Here is a 14,077-nt window from a genome sequence, read left to right on the forward strand (position 1 = left end):
ATGTACCGTTACGATGAATTTGACCACGCCTTTGTCGCCGAGCGCGTCGCGCAGTTCCGCGATCAGGTTGAGCGCCGTCTGTCCGGCGAGCTCGCCGAGGATGCGTTCAAGCCGCTGCGCCTGATGAACGGCGTCTATCTCCAGCTGCATGCCTACATGCTGCGTATCGCCATTCCCTACGGCACGCTGAATTCCAAGCAGATGCGCATGCTGGCCCATGTCGCGCGCACCTACGATCGTGGCTACGGCCACTTCACCACGCGTCAGAACCTGCAGTTCAACTGGCCGAAGCTGTCGGACATGCCCGACGTGCTTGCCGAACTCGCCACCGTCGAGATGCACGCGATCCAGACCTCGGGCAACTGCATCAGAAACGTCACCGCCGACCACTTCGCCGGTGCCGCCGCCGATGAAGTCGCCGATCCGCGCCCATACGCCGAAATCCTGCGCCAGTGGTCCTCCGTTCATCCGGAGTTCTCGTTCCTGCCGCGCAAGTTCAAGATCGCCGTCACCGGCGCCGAGCGCGACCGCGCCGCGATCCAGGTCCACGACATCGGCCTGCACCTGAAGAAGAACGACAAGGGCGAGATCGGCTTTGCCGTCTACGTCGGTGGCGGCCAGGGCCGTACGCCGATGATCGCCAAGCTGATCAAGGACTTCCTGCCGGAAGAGGACCTGCTGTCCTACACCACCGCTGTCATGCGCGTTTATAACCTGCACGGCCGCCGCGACAACAAGTACAAGGCCCGCATCAAGATCCTCGTCCACGAAACGGGCGCTGAAGAGCTGGCCCGCCAGGTCGAGGTCGAGTTCGCGGCGCTGAAGGACACCGAGCTGAAGCTGCCAGAAGCCGACGTCGCCGCTATCACCGCTTACTTCGCACCGCCGGCTCTGCCGCAGCGTGCCGAAGGCTGGGAAAATCTCGCTCGGTGGAAGAAGGCCGATCCGGCGTTCTCCCGCTGGGTCCACCAGAATGTGCAGCCGCATAAGAATCCCGATTACGGCATGGTGACGATCTCGCTGAAGCCGATCGGCGGCATCCCGGGTGACGCCTCCGACAGCCAGATGGATGCGGTCGCCGATATCGCCGAGGAATACGCCTTCGACGAAATCCGCGTCAGCCACGAGCAGAACCTGATCCTGCCGCATGTAGCGCTGGCCGATCTCGAAGCCGTCTATCGCGGCCTCGTCGCCATCGGTCTCGCCGAAGCCAATGCCGGCCTGATCACGGATATCATTGCCTGTCCCGGCTTGGACTACTGCGCGCTCGCCAATGCTCGCTCCATCCCCGTCGCGCAGGAAATCTCGAAGCGTTTCGGCAACCCCGAGCGTCAAGCTGAAATCGGCGAGCTGAAGATCAAGATCTCCGGCTGCATCAACGCCTGCGGTCACCACCATGTCGGCCATATCGGCCTCTTGGGTGTCGAGAAGAAGGGAGCCGAGCTCTACCAGATCACGCTCGGCGGTTCCGGTGACGAGCACACCTCGATCGGCGAAATCATCGGCCGTGGCTTCGAGCCGGAGAAGGTGACGGATGCGATCGAAAAGATCGTCGATACCTATCTCGGCCTGCGCAACGATCCGTCCGAGATATTTCTCGATGCCTATCGCCGCGTCGGGCCGCAGCCTTTCAAGGATGCGCTCTACGGTGATTCCAAGGCGGAGGCTGCATGATGACCAGGATCTGGAGAGAAACCGGCTTCGTCGAGAACGACCCCTGGGTCATCGAGACCGAAGAGGTGAAGGCCGGCGAGGGGCAGAAGCCTCTGCTCAGCCTCGAGGAACTGGTGGCCAAGGCCGACGAGAGCAATGAAGTCGGCTTCGGCGTGCTGATCAAGCCCGCCGACGACGTGCGCAAGCTGGAGCCCTATCTCTATCGCCTCGAACTCGTGGCGGTGGCGTTTCCTGCCTTCAACGACGGCCGCTCTTTCAGCCATGCCTCGCTGCTGCGCGAGCGTCTCGGCTACACCAACGAGCTTCGCGCCGTCGGCGATGTCTTGATCGACCAGGTGCCGCATATGCTGCGTTGCGGCATCGATAGCTTCGCTGTAACCAACGAGACTGCGATAAAGCGTCTCACCGAGAAGCGCTTGCCGGAGATTCCGCATTATTATCAGCCGACTGCGCGTGACGCGGAGCCGGGCAAGAGCTATAGTTGGCGCCGTCAGGCGAAGCCGGCGGCATAAGGCCGGCTCGCCGTTTCAGAATTTGCGGAACGGTGCAATGAAGACTTTCGAAATCGCGGTGATCGGCGGCGGACTGGCCGGAATGATCGCCGCAATCGCCCTAGGACGCGGCGGACGCAACGTTGCACTCGTTGCGCCACCGGCACCAAGGGAAGATCGCCGGACCACGGCGCTGATGGATCAGTCGATCCGCTTCATCGACCGGCTGACGCTCTGGGAACGCCTGCGGCCTTCTTCCGCGCCGCTTTCGACCATGCGCATCATCGACGGCACGAACCGCCTGCTGCGCGCGCCGACCGCGACCTTCCGCGCCGCCGAAGTCGGGCTCGAAGCCTTCGGTTACAATTTTCCCAACAAGGCGTTGATGGAAGTGCTGGAAGCGGCCGCTGCCGCCGAGGGTAACATCACCCGCTTCACCGCCTTCGCGGATGTGATCGATGTCACCGAAGACGCCGTCTCCATCTCGCTCGACAATGGCGAAACGCTCACGGCCGATTTCGCGATCGGCGCCGATGGCCGCAAGTCGAAGCTGCGCGAAACCGTTGGTATCGACGTCAAGAAGTGGTCCTATCCGCAATCGGCCATGGTGCTGAATTTCCAGCATTCCCTGCCGCACGAAAACATCTCCACCGAGTTCCACACGGAAAACGGCCCCTTTACGCAAGTGCCACTTCCCGGCAATCGCTCCAGCCTCGTCTGGGTACAGAGCCCGTCGGATGCTCAGACGCGCAGCGAGCTTTCGCTGGCCGAACTTGGCAACGTCGTCGAGGAACGCATGCAATCGCTGCTCGGCAAGGTGACGGTCGAGGAGGGCGTGCAGATCTGGCCGCTGTCGGGCATGATGGCGCATCGCTCAGGCAAGGGCCGGGTAGCGCTGATCGGCGAGGCCGCCCACGTCTTCCCGCCCATCGGCGCGCAGGGGCTGAACCTCAGCTTGCGCGATGTCATGGCGCTGACCGATATACTCTGCGACCGGCCGGAACTGCCGATATCAAAGGACGCCGGCAGCCAGTTCGACCGCAAGCGCCGCGTCGATATCATGACTCGCACCGCGAGCGTCGACGTGCTGAACCGCTCGCTTCTATCCGATTTCCTGCCGATGCAAGTGCTGCGCGCAGCCGGCCTGCATATCCTGGCCGCCGTGCCGCCGTTCCGCAGCATGGTGATGCGCGAGGGTGTCGAGCCCGGGCGCGGTCTGCGCGCGATCCCGGATGCGATCAAGGAACATCTACGTCGGAAGAAAGCCTGACTTCATCGCGATCAGGAACAGCGACACGGTTACCACGGATAGCGTCGTGGTGATCAGGATCGTTGCCGACGCCCGCTCCTGCCAAACGCCGTAATGCTGGCCGATCACGAAGACATTGGTCGCCGTCGGCAGTGTGGCAAGTAGGACAGCTGCGTAAATCCACACCGGATCGAAGCCGCCCACGGTCGTCAGCGCAAGGTATACGACGATGGGGTGGATGATCAGCTTGGCTGGAACGATGTAGCTGATTTCGACAGGAATGCGCCGCATTGGCCTTAGCGCCAGCGTGACACCCATGGCAAACAGCGCGCAGGGCGCGGCGGCCTGCGCGAGATAATCGATGAAGCGCTGGAACGCCGCCGGCTGCGGTATCTCGAAGCCGGCCGCGAAGAAGCCAAGTGCGGTCGACAAGATGAATGGATGCAGCGCCACCTTGCGCGCGATATCGAACGCCAGCCGTCCGCGCGAGCGCTTGTCGTCGCCCGACGCTGCCATCATCGCCGGCGCGACGATGAAGTGAAACGCATTTTCGATGCAGACGATCAAAGCCACGGGCACGGCAGCGCCTTCACCTAGCGCGATCAGCGCAAGACCTGGCCCCATGTAGCCGATATTGCCGTAGGACCCGGCGAAAGCCTGGATCGTGCTGTCGGCAAACGAGTTGCGGCGCAGGAAGCGGCCGATCAAAAACATCGCGATGAAGATCGAATAGGTGGCGGCGAGATCCGTGACGATGAAGTCGATCCGCGTCAGATCCTCGAACGGGGTGCGCGACACCAGCTTGAAATAGAGCGCGGGCAGGGCGGCATAGACGATGAATGTGTTCAGCCACCCCATCGCCTCGGTCGGCTGCTTGGTCACCTTGGCGGCGATGAAGCCAATGAGGATCAGGCCGAAGAACGGCAGGAGAAGACTGACAATGTCGGCCAAGGGTCATTCCAATGCTGGGGCCGGTGTGGCGCTATAGGCGGCCCAATACGGCTTGTCTGCGGGAGGACTTGAGGCTTAACCGATTTTCATCAGGATTGGAAAGGTTTGCTGGAACCAGATTGCGGCATCGCTGACGAATCCGAAGATGAAGGCGAGGCCCGTTAGGATAAGAAACACCCCCATAACCTTCTCCACGGTGCCGAGATGGCGGCGGAAGCGCGTGAGGAAGCCCATGAAGGCGCCGGAGAAGCCGGCGGCGATCCAGAAAGGGATGGCGAGCCCGAGCGAATAAACGGCCAGCAGGCCGGCACCCGAGCCCACGGTCTCACGTGACGCTGCGACGCCTAAGATGGCGCCGAGCACCGGGCCGATGCATGGCGTCCAGCCGAAGGCGAAGGCAAGCCCCATCACATAGGCGCCCGTCAGCGTCGCCGGTTTGCCACTACCCTGGAAGCGTGCCTCCCGCGCCAGGACGCCAATGCGGAAGACGCCGAGGAAATTCAGGCCCATGACGATGATGATCAGCCCGCCGATTTTGGAGAGTAGATCGAGATGCTGACGGAGCGCCATGCCGATGCTCGACGCGCCGGCCCCAAGAGCCACGAAGACGGTGGCAAAGCCGAGCGTGAAGAACAACGCCGAAAACAGCACGCCGCGCCGAACATCCGGAGCAACAGTCACCGCGCCGCCACCCCTGAACTGCTCGACGGAAATGCCGGCCATGTAACAGAGATAGGGCGGCACCAGCGGCAGCACGCAGGGCGAGAGAAATGACAGGGCGCCGGCAAGCAAGGCACTCAACAGGGAAATATCGGCAATCGACACGCGGTTCTCCGGCGCAGGGCATTCGTGCGCAGTCCTAGCGCAGCCGGTGGCTCGCCGCCAATCACCTTTTTGCGTCTCGCGTCTCGGGAGCTTGGCGTGGTCGATACAACCTGTGTTAATTGTCTGGCAATTCGGATGCCCTAATATACCCACATGCGGATCAGCGTCATCACCAACTGGGCCTACGGAGTGACGGTTGTTCTGACCGTCCTCTCAGGCTCTGCCTTCATCCTGTCTGCCACAAGTGCCACCCGCGAACGGATCGCGGTTGAGGAACATCTGGCGCTGGACGATCTCGCCGACGGTCTGGCGCTGGGCGCCGAAGAGCGCAGCGATGAGGCGCGCCTCTATGTCATGCGCGACGACATCAGGCATCTCGATGCCTTCCAGGGCAAGGAAGGCGAGGAGCGCCGGCGCGAACGTGCAATCAAGGGCGTCCGTGATTTAGGTGCTACGACCATCGAGTTGCAAGCGCTGGAAGACGTTGAAAAGAACGCCGACGTTCTCGACAGGATCGAGGAAGAGGCGATCGCCGCGTATCGCAATGGCGATCAGGCTGGCGCCCGCCAGACCTTGTTCGGCCCGGAACACGACCGCCTGCAGACGGCGCTTCTCGGCGCCGTCACGCGCTTTCGCGACCTGACGAATGCACGCACCCAAGCCGTGATGCACGACACGCAGCTGCGCAGTGACTGGTGGGGTTTCATCGCCAAGACGCTGCTCGCCATCACCGCAGCTCTCTTTCTCAGTGTCCTCTACTTCATCCTCAAGCGCCGCGTCGCCATGCCGTTGATGAGGATGACCGGCATCGTCACGCGCCTGGCCAAGCAGGATTACGCGGTCGATGTGCCGCTCGATCGTCGTCGCGACGAAATAGGTGAGATGAACGAGGCGATCCACATCTTCCGCGAAAACGGGCTGGAACGCGATCGTCTGGACGCCGAGCGCCGGCGCGACCAGCAGACGAAGGACCTCATCCTGCAGATGATGCATCGCCTGCAGGCCTGCCAGGCGCAGGAGGAGCTGGCCGAAGTCGTGGCGCTCTTCGCCCCGCAGATCTTTCCCGATCTCGCCGGCAACCTCTACATCATGAACGAAAGCCGCTCGACATTGTCGCGCATCTCCTCATGGCATGAGCCGCAGCGCTCCGATCAGGTATTTCCCGCGACGGCCTGCTGGGGCCTCAGGCGCGGTCGCCCGCATGTGAGCTCTCACGAGCACGGCGACATCAGCTGCCAGCATCTCGACCAATCCGATACGATGGGACTGTGCGTTCCCCTAACGGCGCAGGGCGATATCGTCGGGCTGCTCTATTTCGAGGAGAGGCCAGAGGGCCATATGGAGGCCGAGGCATCGCGCCTCTATCTGGAGCTTATCGCCGAGAATATCGGCTTGGCTGCCGCCAACCTGCAACTGCGTGACAAGCTGACAAACCTCTCCATTCGCGACGCGCTGACGGGACTCTATAACAGGCGATCGCTCGACGAGGACATGAATCAGCATGCGCGCAACCGCGAACTGGAGCAGCTCAGCTGCATGATGGTCGACATCGATCACTTCAAGCGCTTCAACGACGAGTTCGGCCATGACGCCGGCGACGAGGTCATGCGCTACGTCGCGCAGACCATCGTCGATACGATCGGCGATGCCGGGCGCGCCTACCGCTTCGGCGGCGAGGAGTTCACCGTTCTGCTGCCTGATATCGGCGATGCAGAAGGCTTCGAGATCGCCGAGCGCCTGCGCTCCAACATTCGCGGCCTGGCGCTCTCGCATCGCGGCCGCATTCTCGGCCCGATATCGGTGTCGATCGGCGTTGGCTCGTTGTCGGAATGCGCTGCCGTCTCGACATTGCTGACGCGCGCTGACGCGGCGTTGCTGGAAGCCAAGGCGCAGGGACGCAACAGGACCGTCATGGCTTCGGTGCTGGTGCCGGGCAGCAAAATGCGCGGCTCGGCCTAAACGGAGAGGTAATCGCTTATTTCTGCGTCGATCCAAGCCGCACCAGAACCTCGTCCGGAATGCCGTAGCGTTGGATAACGTCGCGGCTGTTGCGCAGCCCGCAAATCTCGCGCTGGACGAACAGATCCCATACGGCGTCTGCCGCCTTCCTGAGGCGCGCGTCGCGATCGTCCTGGCCATGGCGCGCCGGATCCCAGCCTTTGAGCTCGGCCAATGCCGCCTCAGCCTTCAGCCCGCTGCGTCCAAGCGAGTTCGCCCGCTCCGCTCTCAATTCATATTCGAGAACATTGAACCCGCCCTCGACCGAGAAGGGCTGCCTCAGCGATTGCGGCGGACGAACGGTCATGACCATATCCTCAGGCTCGCGCACAGATAGGCTGCTGGCGAGCGTCGCTCGGTGGACGAATACCGCGATAGAGTAGGGGTGATCGGCTCGCCGGTAAAGACGCTCGCCGAAGCATGCAAGATGCCTTAGCGAGATCTCGTTATCGATCCCAAGACGCAGCTAGCCGCCTTACTTGGCGGCGGCGTTGCCAACCCGATTGCCCGCATTCTGCGTTGCGTCAACGGTGTTGGCCGCATCTTTACCCATGCCGCGGATCGTATTGCCGCAGGAGCTGAGGGCCAGCATGACGCAAAGAGCCGCCGCGATCTTCGTGGTGATGGAGGAAGTCATGTCACAATCCTTTTCGTGGAACCTGTGACACAACGCATGGCGCGGCTGCTGGTTGCATTCCATAGTCGTTCCGCCTACCTGTCGCGCTATGGCTGCTCACGCATCCCAGGCGTCGCTTCGCGCTCGTCGGCATCTTCCAGATCCGTCTTCACGATGAAGGCATCCGTATGCTGTCTTGCCGCTTCCCTCAGCGCGTCGAGGTTCGGCACATCATCACCCTCGATCTGGTCGCCGCCATGATTGATCTCATGCTCGGCCTGCGACCAATGCTCCTCATGGCGTCCCTCAGGTCTGCCCTCACGCTCCCAGATGGCATGGGCGCGGTCGCGGATATCTTTTTCACGGTCTGACATGATGTTCTCCGATGTTTTCCATCGCTAGAACTGGCGGCAGCAGCAAAATGTTCCGGAGGCAGCCGAGTGGTTTTCCATCCCCCGCAAGAAATGTGCCTAATGCACAGGAAAGGTGGATTTTTCAGTTGACCGCAATGGGGCGTCTGCATATGTTCCGCGCACTTCCAGACGGGGCCTTTCAGAGATGCCTCGCAACACGGGAGAGCGTAGCTCAGCTGGTAGAGCAACTGACTTTTAATCAGTAGGTCATGGGTTCGAGCCCCATCGCTCTCACCATTAAATCAAATAGTTAGAAGATTTGTGGTGTTTTGGTCGCGGGTCGGAAAATCCGCAACTCTCAAATTTGGGATAAGCCCCGAGTTGCTGGAGCGCCTTCGGATCGACGATCGCCGCAAATGCACGAGCAGCCATAAAGTTCCCGAAAAATATTTAATAAAATCAATCGGTTCAATTGCATTCGCAGCTTAACAAATCGATCCCGGACCCTAATTCTCCCCTGAACAAGGAGATGACCATGACTAACGTGATCGAACACACCAATAGCCGCAAGGTGCTGCGTGGCCGTGCCTATAGCCTCACGGAGTTCTCGCGCAAATACAGGCTCGGCCAGGATGAAGCCGTTCGCTTGTTCGAGAAATTCGGTCCATCCGCAACCGAGCTCGACCTCTTGATGGCTGCCAAGCGTCGTCCGCCCGTCTCGCTGGAATCACTTGGCGCCTGATCGGCGCCATCCGCGCCCGGGAAAGAATCACGACGGCTATCAGCGCTTGAGAGCGATGATGTGCGGCGTACGCCCTGCAACAAACTCGACTTTCATTACCAAGATTTCATTTCCATTTGACGTTGCTGCGTGCCAATGCGGTCAACTTGCTAATCCTGCGTTCAGCTTCAGATCGTTATTCCCGAAGCTGACAGTCATATTGGCTGTATCTGACCGAGGCCGCCCGCATGAACGATATGACAACGCCCAATAGACCCCAGAGCACGAAGCCCAAGAGCACAGCAAACGCCGATCTCGCCGCTGTCCTTGCCGCTTCCCAGCAGAAGCAGAAGGGCCGCTGGTGGAAGCGCTCGTTGGTATCGCTTGTCGTCGGAGCGGCTTTGGCAGGTGGATACTATTTCTATGCGCGTCAGGGCGGCAGCGAGGTGAGCTACACCACGCAGCAGGTCAAGAACGGCGACCTGACCGTGCTTGTGACCGCCACCGGATCGGTCCAGCCGACCGAGCAGGTCGATATCTCAAGCGAGCTCTCCGGCACCGTTCGCGACGTCAATGTCGACTATAACAGCGAGGTGAAGGCGGGCGACGTGTTGGCGGTCCTCGACACGATCAAGGTCGAGGCTGACGTCAAGAGCACGCAGGCGAAGCTCGATTCGGCCAAGGCCAACGTCGTTAAGGCGACGGCGGATCTGGAGTCCGCCAAGAGCTCCTACGATCGCTACCGCAACCTCGTCCAAAGCAACGTGACGACGCAGCAGAGCCTTGAGGACGCCCGCTACAAGTACGATTCGGCCGTTGCCACGAAGGAGATCAACGAAGCGGCAGTGCTGTCGGCGGAAGCCGATCTGCAGCTTGCCCAGGTCAATCTCACCAAGTCCAAGATCGTCTCGCCGATCGATGGCGTCATCCTCACGCGCTCGGTCGATCCGGGCGCGACGGTCGCGGCTTCGCTGTCGGCACCGGTTCTCTTCGTCATCGGCGGCGACCTCAGGCAGATGGAGTTGCAGGTCGATGTCGACGAGGCCGATGTCGGCCAGATCGCGGTTGGCCAGAAAGCCACCTTCACGGTCGATGCCTATCCGGATCGCACATTCCCCGCCGAGATCAAGCAGATCCGCTTTGCCTCGGAGACAACGAATAACGTCGTCACCTACAAGGCCATCCTCTCGGTCGACAATGCCGATCTGCTTCTGCGTCCGGGCATGACGGCGACCGCCGACGTCACAGTCGAAGCGGTCAAGAGCACGCTCATGGTGCCGAACGCCGCCCTGCGTTACGCGCCGCCGGCCACTGAAACCAGGCGCAACCGCGGCCTGTTCGGCATGTTCGCTCCCCCACGCATGGGTCCTCGCGGCGGCAATCAGGGCGGCGGCGAGACCTTGACCGGTGCCAAGCGTCGGGTCTGGGTGCTGAAATCCGGCAAACCAACGCCTGTTGTCATCCAGGTCGGCTCCTCCGATGGGCAGTTCACCCAGGTGACGTCAGGCGATCTCAAGGAAAACGAAGCGATCATCACCGATTCGACCGAGCGGTCGAGATAGCGGCGCGCCATGACCACGCCGCCTCTCATCGAGTTCAGCAAGGTGTCGAAGATCTATGGTCGCGGCGAAGCCTCGATCCGTGCGCTCGATCATGTCGATCTCGCCATCCGCGAGCACGAATTCGTCGCGATCATGGGGCCGTCGGGCTCCGGCAAGTCCACGGCCATGAACATTCTCGGCTGTCTCGATGTCCCAAGCGCCGGCGACTACCTGTTCCAGGGCATCTCGACCACCGGTTTCGACCGTGCGCAATTGACGATGCTGCGCCGTCACATGCTGGGCTTCGTCTTTCAGGGCTTCAACCTCTTGCCGCGCACGTCGGCGGTCGAGAATGTCGAGCTGCCGCTGATCTATCGCGGCATGCCGGCCGCGGAGCGGCATCGTCTGGCGAAGGAGGCCCTTGGCCTCGTTGGCCTTGGCGGCCGCGAGCATCACAAGACGCAGGAGCTTTCCGGCGGCCAGCAGCAGCGCGTCGCCATCGCGCGCGCCATCGTCACCCAGCCATCGCTGCTTCTTGCCGATGAACCGACGGGCAATCTCGACACCAAGACCAGCATCGAAATCATGGACCTGATGACGCGGTTGAACCGCGAGCAGGGAATCACCATCGTCATGGTCACGCACGAGCCTGATATCGCTGCCTATGCACAGCGGCTGCTGCGCTTTGTCGATGGAAAGCTGGAAGCGGAAACGGTGCATCAGGGAAGGGCGGGTCATCATGTTTCTTGAGACGGTCAAGCTCGCGCTGCGCGCCATCAGCCGTAACATGCTGCGCTCGTTCCTCACTGTTCTCGGCGTTGTTATCGGCGTCGCCGCCGTCATCGCGCTGGTCACGATCGGCAACGGCACCACGGCGCAGGTCACGTCAGAGCTGTCGCGGCTCGGCACCAACATGCTGTTTGCCCGCCCCGGCCAGTTCGGCCCCGGCCGCGCAAGCTCCGAGGCACGGCGCTTCACCGTCGCCGATGTCGATGCCATCAGCGAGCAGGTGAGCGGGCTGCGGGCCGTGGCGCCGCTCAACCAGACCACCGCGACCGTCATCTATGGGGGGCAGAGCCACTCGACGACGGTGATGGGCACGACCAACGACTATTTCACCGCACAGGATTGGGACATCGCGTCCGGCCGTACCTTCGACGCCGCCGAAGAGCGCGGCCGCGCGCGCTGCGTTCTCGGCGAGACCGTCCGTTCGCAGCTCTTTGGTTCGGCTGATCCGATCGGCCAGCAAGTGCGTGTCGGCAAGGTCTCCTGCGGTGTCATCGGCGTATTGGCCAAGCGCGGGCAGTCCGGCATGGGCACCGACCAGGATGATGTCGTCATCGTGCCGATCAAGGTCTACCAGCGCCGTATCGGCGGCAAGGCCAATGCCAATGTCTCGATGATCCTGATCTCGGCGCGCGATGGCGTTGCGACATCCAAGGTCCAGTCGGACACGGAAAACCTGCTGCGCGAACGGCGCAAGATCATTCCCGGCCGCGAAGACGATTTCAACGTCAACGACATGACCCAGATCGCAGCCGCGATGACCGGCACGACGACGCTCCTCACCAGCCTGCTCGGCGCGGTGGCCGCGATCAGCCTTCTCGTGGGCGGGATCGGCATCATGAACATCATGCTGGTCTCTGTCACCGAGCGCACGCGCGAAATCGGCATTCGCCTGGCGATCGGAGCGCTGGAGCGGCAGGTGCTGATGCAGTTTCTGGTCGAGGCGGTGGCGCTGTCGATATTCGGTGGCATGAGCGGCATTCTGCTGGGGCTGGGGCTCGGCTTCGGCGCCGTCTCGCTACTCAAGGTACCGTTCGTGTTGAGCCCGACGATGATCATCGTCGCCTTCGCCTTTTCTGCCGCGATCGGCATGATCTTCGGCTATTTCCCGGCAAGGCGGGCCGCCCAGCTCAATCCGATCGATGCGCTGAGGCACGAGTAAACCATTGTAAAATAACGGCTCTCGGCGCGGCCTAATATATCATGGCAACCTGCCATTGAATCCGTTAACGCGGGGCTTATGATATATCAGCTCGAATCACGGATCCGCGATGCCGAACTCCTCACAGAGCCATCTTGCCTATCTGGCGCTGGAACATGCCATCGTGACCTTGGCGTTGACGCCTGGTGCGCTCGTCAATGAAAAGCAGCTGATCGATCTCTCGGGACACGGCCGCACGCCGGTGCGCGAGGCGATCCAGAAGCTGGCCTGGCAAGGGTTGATCGTGGTGAAGCCGCGCGTCGGCCTGCAGATCGCCGAGATCAAGCCGACCGATCACGTCCATGTCATGCAGGTTCGCCGCGAACTCGAACCGATCGCCGCCGCACTCGTTGCCGAACAGGCGACCGACGGACAGCGCAACCAGCTGGTCGAATGCGCGCGCGCCATGAACGACTGCGCCGTCAGCGGCGATCTCGCCGGCTTCTTCGCGGCCGACAAGGCATTCGACGAAATTCTCGAAGAGTCCTGTCCGAATGCCTTCATCACCTCGGCGCTCGGCCCGGTGCAGACCCATTCGCGCCGGCTCTGGTATTCGAAGGCAAGCCCCGAGCGCATGGATCGCTCGATCTCTCTGCACGTCGCCGTTATCCGCGCGATCCAGCAGGGCAAGGCGACTGAAGCACGCAAGGCCATGACGACGCTGATCGATTACCTCGGCCAAAAATGAAAACGGCCCCGTTTCCGGAGCCGTTATTCTAAGGATGTGATGAGGCGATCAGCCGACGAAGGCGCGTTCGATGACGAACTGCGCCGGCTTGCTGTTGGCGCCTTCTTCCAGCCCAGCCTGCTCAAGCAGTTCCTTGGTGTCCTTCAGCATCGCCGAAGAGCCGCAGATCATGCCGCGGTCGATCTCGGGATCGAGCTTGGGAACGCCGAGGTCGGTGAAGAGCTTGCCTGAGGAGATCAGGTCGGTGATACGGCCGCGATACTCGAAATCCTCGCGCGTCACCGTTGCGTAGTGCAGCAGCTTGTCACCGACCACTTCCTGCAAGAGTTCGTCGTTCTGGATCTCGTGCACCAGGTCGAAGCCGTATTTCAGTTCGGCTATGTTGCGCGTGGTGTGGGTGAGGATGACCTGGTCGAACTTCTCATAGGTCTCCGGATCGCGGATTAGGCTGGCGAAGGGCGCGATGCCGGTGCCGGTCGAGAACATGTAAAGGCGGCGGCCGGGCGTCAGCGCGTCGAGCACCAGCGTGCCCGTCGGCTTCTTGCGCATCAGCACCTGGTCACCGGGCTTGATCGCCTGCAGATGCGAGGTCAGCGGACCGTCGGGAACCTTGATGGAGAAGAATTCGAGCTCTTCGGCCCAGGCGGGGCTGGCGATCGAGTAGGCGCGGAAGATCGGCTTGCCGTCGACCATGAGACCGATCATCGCGAATTCGCCAGAGCGGAAGCGGAAACCTTCAGGACGCGTCATCGTGAAGCGGAACAGGTTGTCCGTGTAATGCGTGACGCTGAGAACGGTTTCGGCGAATACGCCGGCAGGGATTGGGGCTGCGAATTCTTCGGTCTTTGCAGGGGCGTTCATTGCGGTATCGGATCCCGTAGTTCGTCGATCATCAATTCGATGCGAGCGAGATATTACAAATAGGCGGCGGATTAAAGGTATTCCATTCCCTCTGTGGCGAGTTGCATGAAATATGCATGTTA

At 61.6% G+C, this 14,077-nt stretch carries 14 protein-coding genes, 1 tRNA gene and 1 pseudogene; 10 read left to right on the plus strand and 6 right to left on the minus strand.

Annotated elements, in window-relative coordinates; genetic code table 11:
- From J5286_RS11050 to J5286_RS11060, 3 genes are read left to right on the plus strand one after another with little or no spacing between them, the layout of a single operon-like run.
- Positions 1-1,674 (plus strand): nitrite/sulfite reductase, encoded by a 1,674-nt coding sequence (locus tag J5286_RS11050; protein ID WP_113235800.1) that lies wholly within the window; start codon positions 1-3, stop codon positions 1,672-1,674.
- Positions 1,674-2,186, plus strand: coding sequence for a DUF934 domain-containing protein (locus J5286_RS11055; RefSeq protein WP_209190399.1), 513 nt, complete (start codon positions 1,674-1,676; stop codon positions 2,184-2,186). The genes J5286_RS11050 and J5286_RS11055 overlap by 1 nt, the downstream gene beginning before the upstream one ends.
- 37 nt (positions 2,187-2,223) lie before the next feature.
- Positions 2,224-3,435: a UbiH/UbiF family hydroxylase gene (locus J5286_RS11060; RefSeq protein ID WP_209190369.1), complete on the plus strand. Its 1,212-nt coding sequence runs from the start codon at positions 2,224-2,226 to the stop codon at positions 3,433-3,435.
- Here J5286_RS11060 and J5286_RS11065 read toward each other — a convergent pair.
- Together J5286_RS11065 and J5286_RS11070 are read right to left on the minus strand one after the other, a co-directional pair.
- Positions 3,415-4,365 carry an AEC family transporter gene (locus J5286_RS11065; protein WP_209190370.1) on the minus strand — a complete coding sequence of 317 codons (951 nt, stop codon included), beginning with the start codon at positions 4,363-4,365 and terminating at the stop codon, positions 3,415-3,417. The genes J5286_RS11060 and J5286_RS11065 overlap by 21 nt on opposite strands.
- A gap of 75 nt (positions 4,366-4,440) precedes the next feature.
- Positions 4,441-5,190, minus strand: a complete 750-nt coding sequence (locus J5286_RS11070) for a cytochrome c biogenesis CcdA family protein (RefSeq protein WP_018899958.1) — start codon at positions 5,188-5,190, stop codon at positions 4,441-4,443.
- A 153-nt stretch (positions 5,191-5,343) separates the two neighbouring features.
- Here J5286_RS11070 and J5286_RS11075 point away from each other — a divergent pair, with 153 nt between their 5' ends.
- Entirely contained in the window at positions 5,344-7,149 is a 1,806-nt protein-coding gene (locus J5286_RS11075) for a diguanylate cyclase (RefSeq protein ID WP_209190371.1), read from the plus strand.
- 16 nt (positions 7,150-7,165) lie between these two features.
- On the opposite strand, the gene J5286_RS11080 is transcribed toward J5286_RS11075, so the two are convergent.
- The 3 genes and pseudogenes from J5286_RS11080 to J5286_RS11090 form a co-directional block, all read right to left on the minus strand.
- Positions 7,166-7,495, minus strand: coding sequence for a DUF6665 family protein (locus J5286_RS11080; RefSeq protein WP_348529255.1), 330 nt, complete (start codon positions 7,493-7,495; stop codon positions 7,166-7,168).
- 168 nt (positions 7,496-7,663) lie between these two features.
- Positions 7,664-7,825 carry an entericidin domain-containing protein gene (locus J5286_RS11085; RefSeq protein ID WP_018899955.1) on the minus strand — a complete coding sequence of 54 codons (162 nt, stop codon included), beginning with the start codon at positions 7,823-7,825 and terminating at the stop codon, positions 7,664-7,666.
- An 86-nt stretch (positions 7,826-7,911) separates the two neighbouring features.
- Positions 7,912-8,169, minus strand: a pseudogene (locus J5286_RS11090) (DUF2934 domain-containing protein); the annotation flags it as partial.
- Between the two features lie 209 nt (positions 8,170-8,378).
- Here J5286_RS11090 and J5286_RS11095 point away from each other — a divergent pair.
- The 6 genes from J5286_RS11095 (at position 8,379) to J5286_RS11120 (ending at position 13,094) form a co-directional block, all read left to right on the plus strand.
- Positions 8,379-8,454, plus strand: a tRNA-Lys gene (locus J5286_RS11095).
- Between the two features lie 238 nt (positions 8,455-8,692).
- Positions 8,693-8,899, plus strand: coding sequence for a hypothetical protein (locus J5286_RS11100; RefSeq protein ID WP_018899952.1), 207 nt, complete (start codon positions 8,693-8,695; stop codon positions 8,897-8,899).
- A 227-nt stretch (positions 8,900-9,126) separates the two neighbouring features.
- Positions 9,127-10,440, plus strand: a complete 1,314-nt coding sequence (locus J5286_RS11105; protein WP_209190373.1) for an efflux RND transporter periplasmic adaptor subunit — start codon at positions 9,127-9,129, stop codon at positions 10,438-10,440.
- Positions 10,441-10,449: 9 nt separating this feature from the next.
- The gene (locus J5286_RS11110) at positions 10,450-11,169 is read left to right on the plus strand and encodes an ABC transporter ATP-binding protein (RefSeq protein WP_209190374.1); all 720 of its coding nucleotides are present in this window, start codon (positions 10,450-10,452) and stop codon (positions 11,167-11,169) included.
- Positions 11,159-12,367 (plus strand): ABC transporter permease, encoded by a 1,209-nt coding sequence (locus J5286_RS11115; protein WP_209190375.1) that lies wholly within the window; start codon positions 11,159-11,161, stop codon positions 12,365-12,367. Before J5286_RS11110 ends, J5286_RS11115 begins: the two co-directional genes overlap by 11 nt.
- 109 nt (positions 12,368-12,476) lie before the next feature.
- Positions 12,477-13,094 (plus strand): GntR family transcriptional regulator, encoded by a 618-nt coding sequence (locus tag J5286_RS11120; RefSeq protein ID WP_209190376.1) that lies wholly within the window; start codon positions 12,477-12,479, stop codon positions 13,092-13,094.
- A gap of 48 nt (positions 13,095-13,142) precedes the next feature.
- Here J5286_RS11120 and J5286_RS11125 read toward each other — a convergent pair whose 3' ends face one another.
- Positions 13,143-13,955: a ferredoxin--NADP reductase gene (locus J5286_RS11125; RefSeq protein ID WP_047510339.1), complete on the minus strand. Its 813-nt coding sequence runs from the start codon at positions 13,953-13,955 to the stop codon at positions 13,143-13,145.
- Positions 13,956-14,077 lie beyond the last annotated feature (122 nt).

The sequence above is a fragment of the Rhizobium sp. 16-488-2b genome (assembly GCF_017741815.1).
In the GTDB taxonomy this organism is placed as follows: domain Bacteria; phylum Pseudomonadota; class Alphaproteobacteria; order Rhizobiales; family Rhizobiaceae; genus Rhizobium.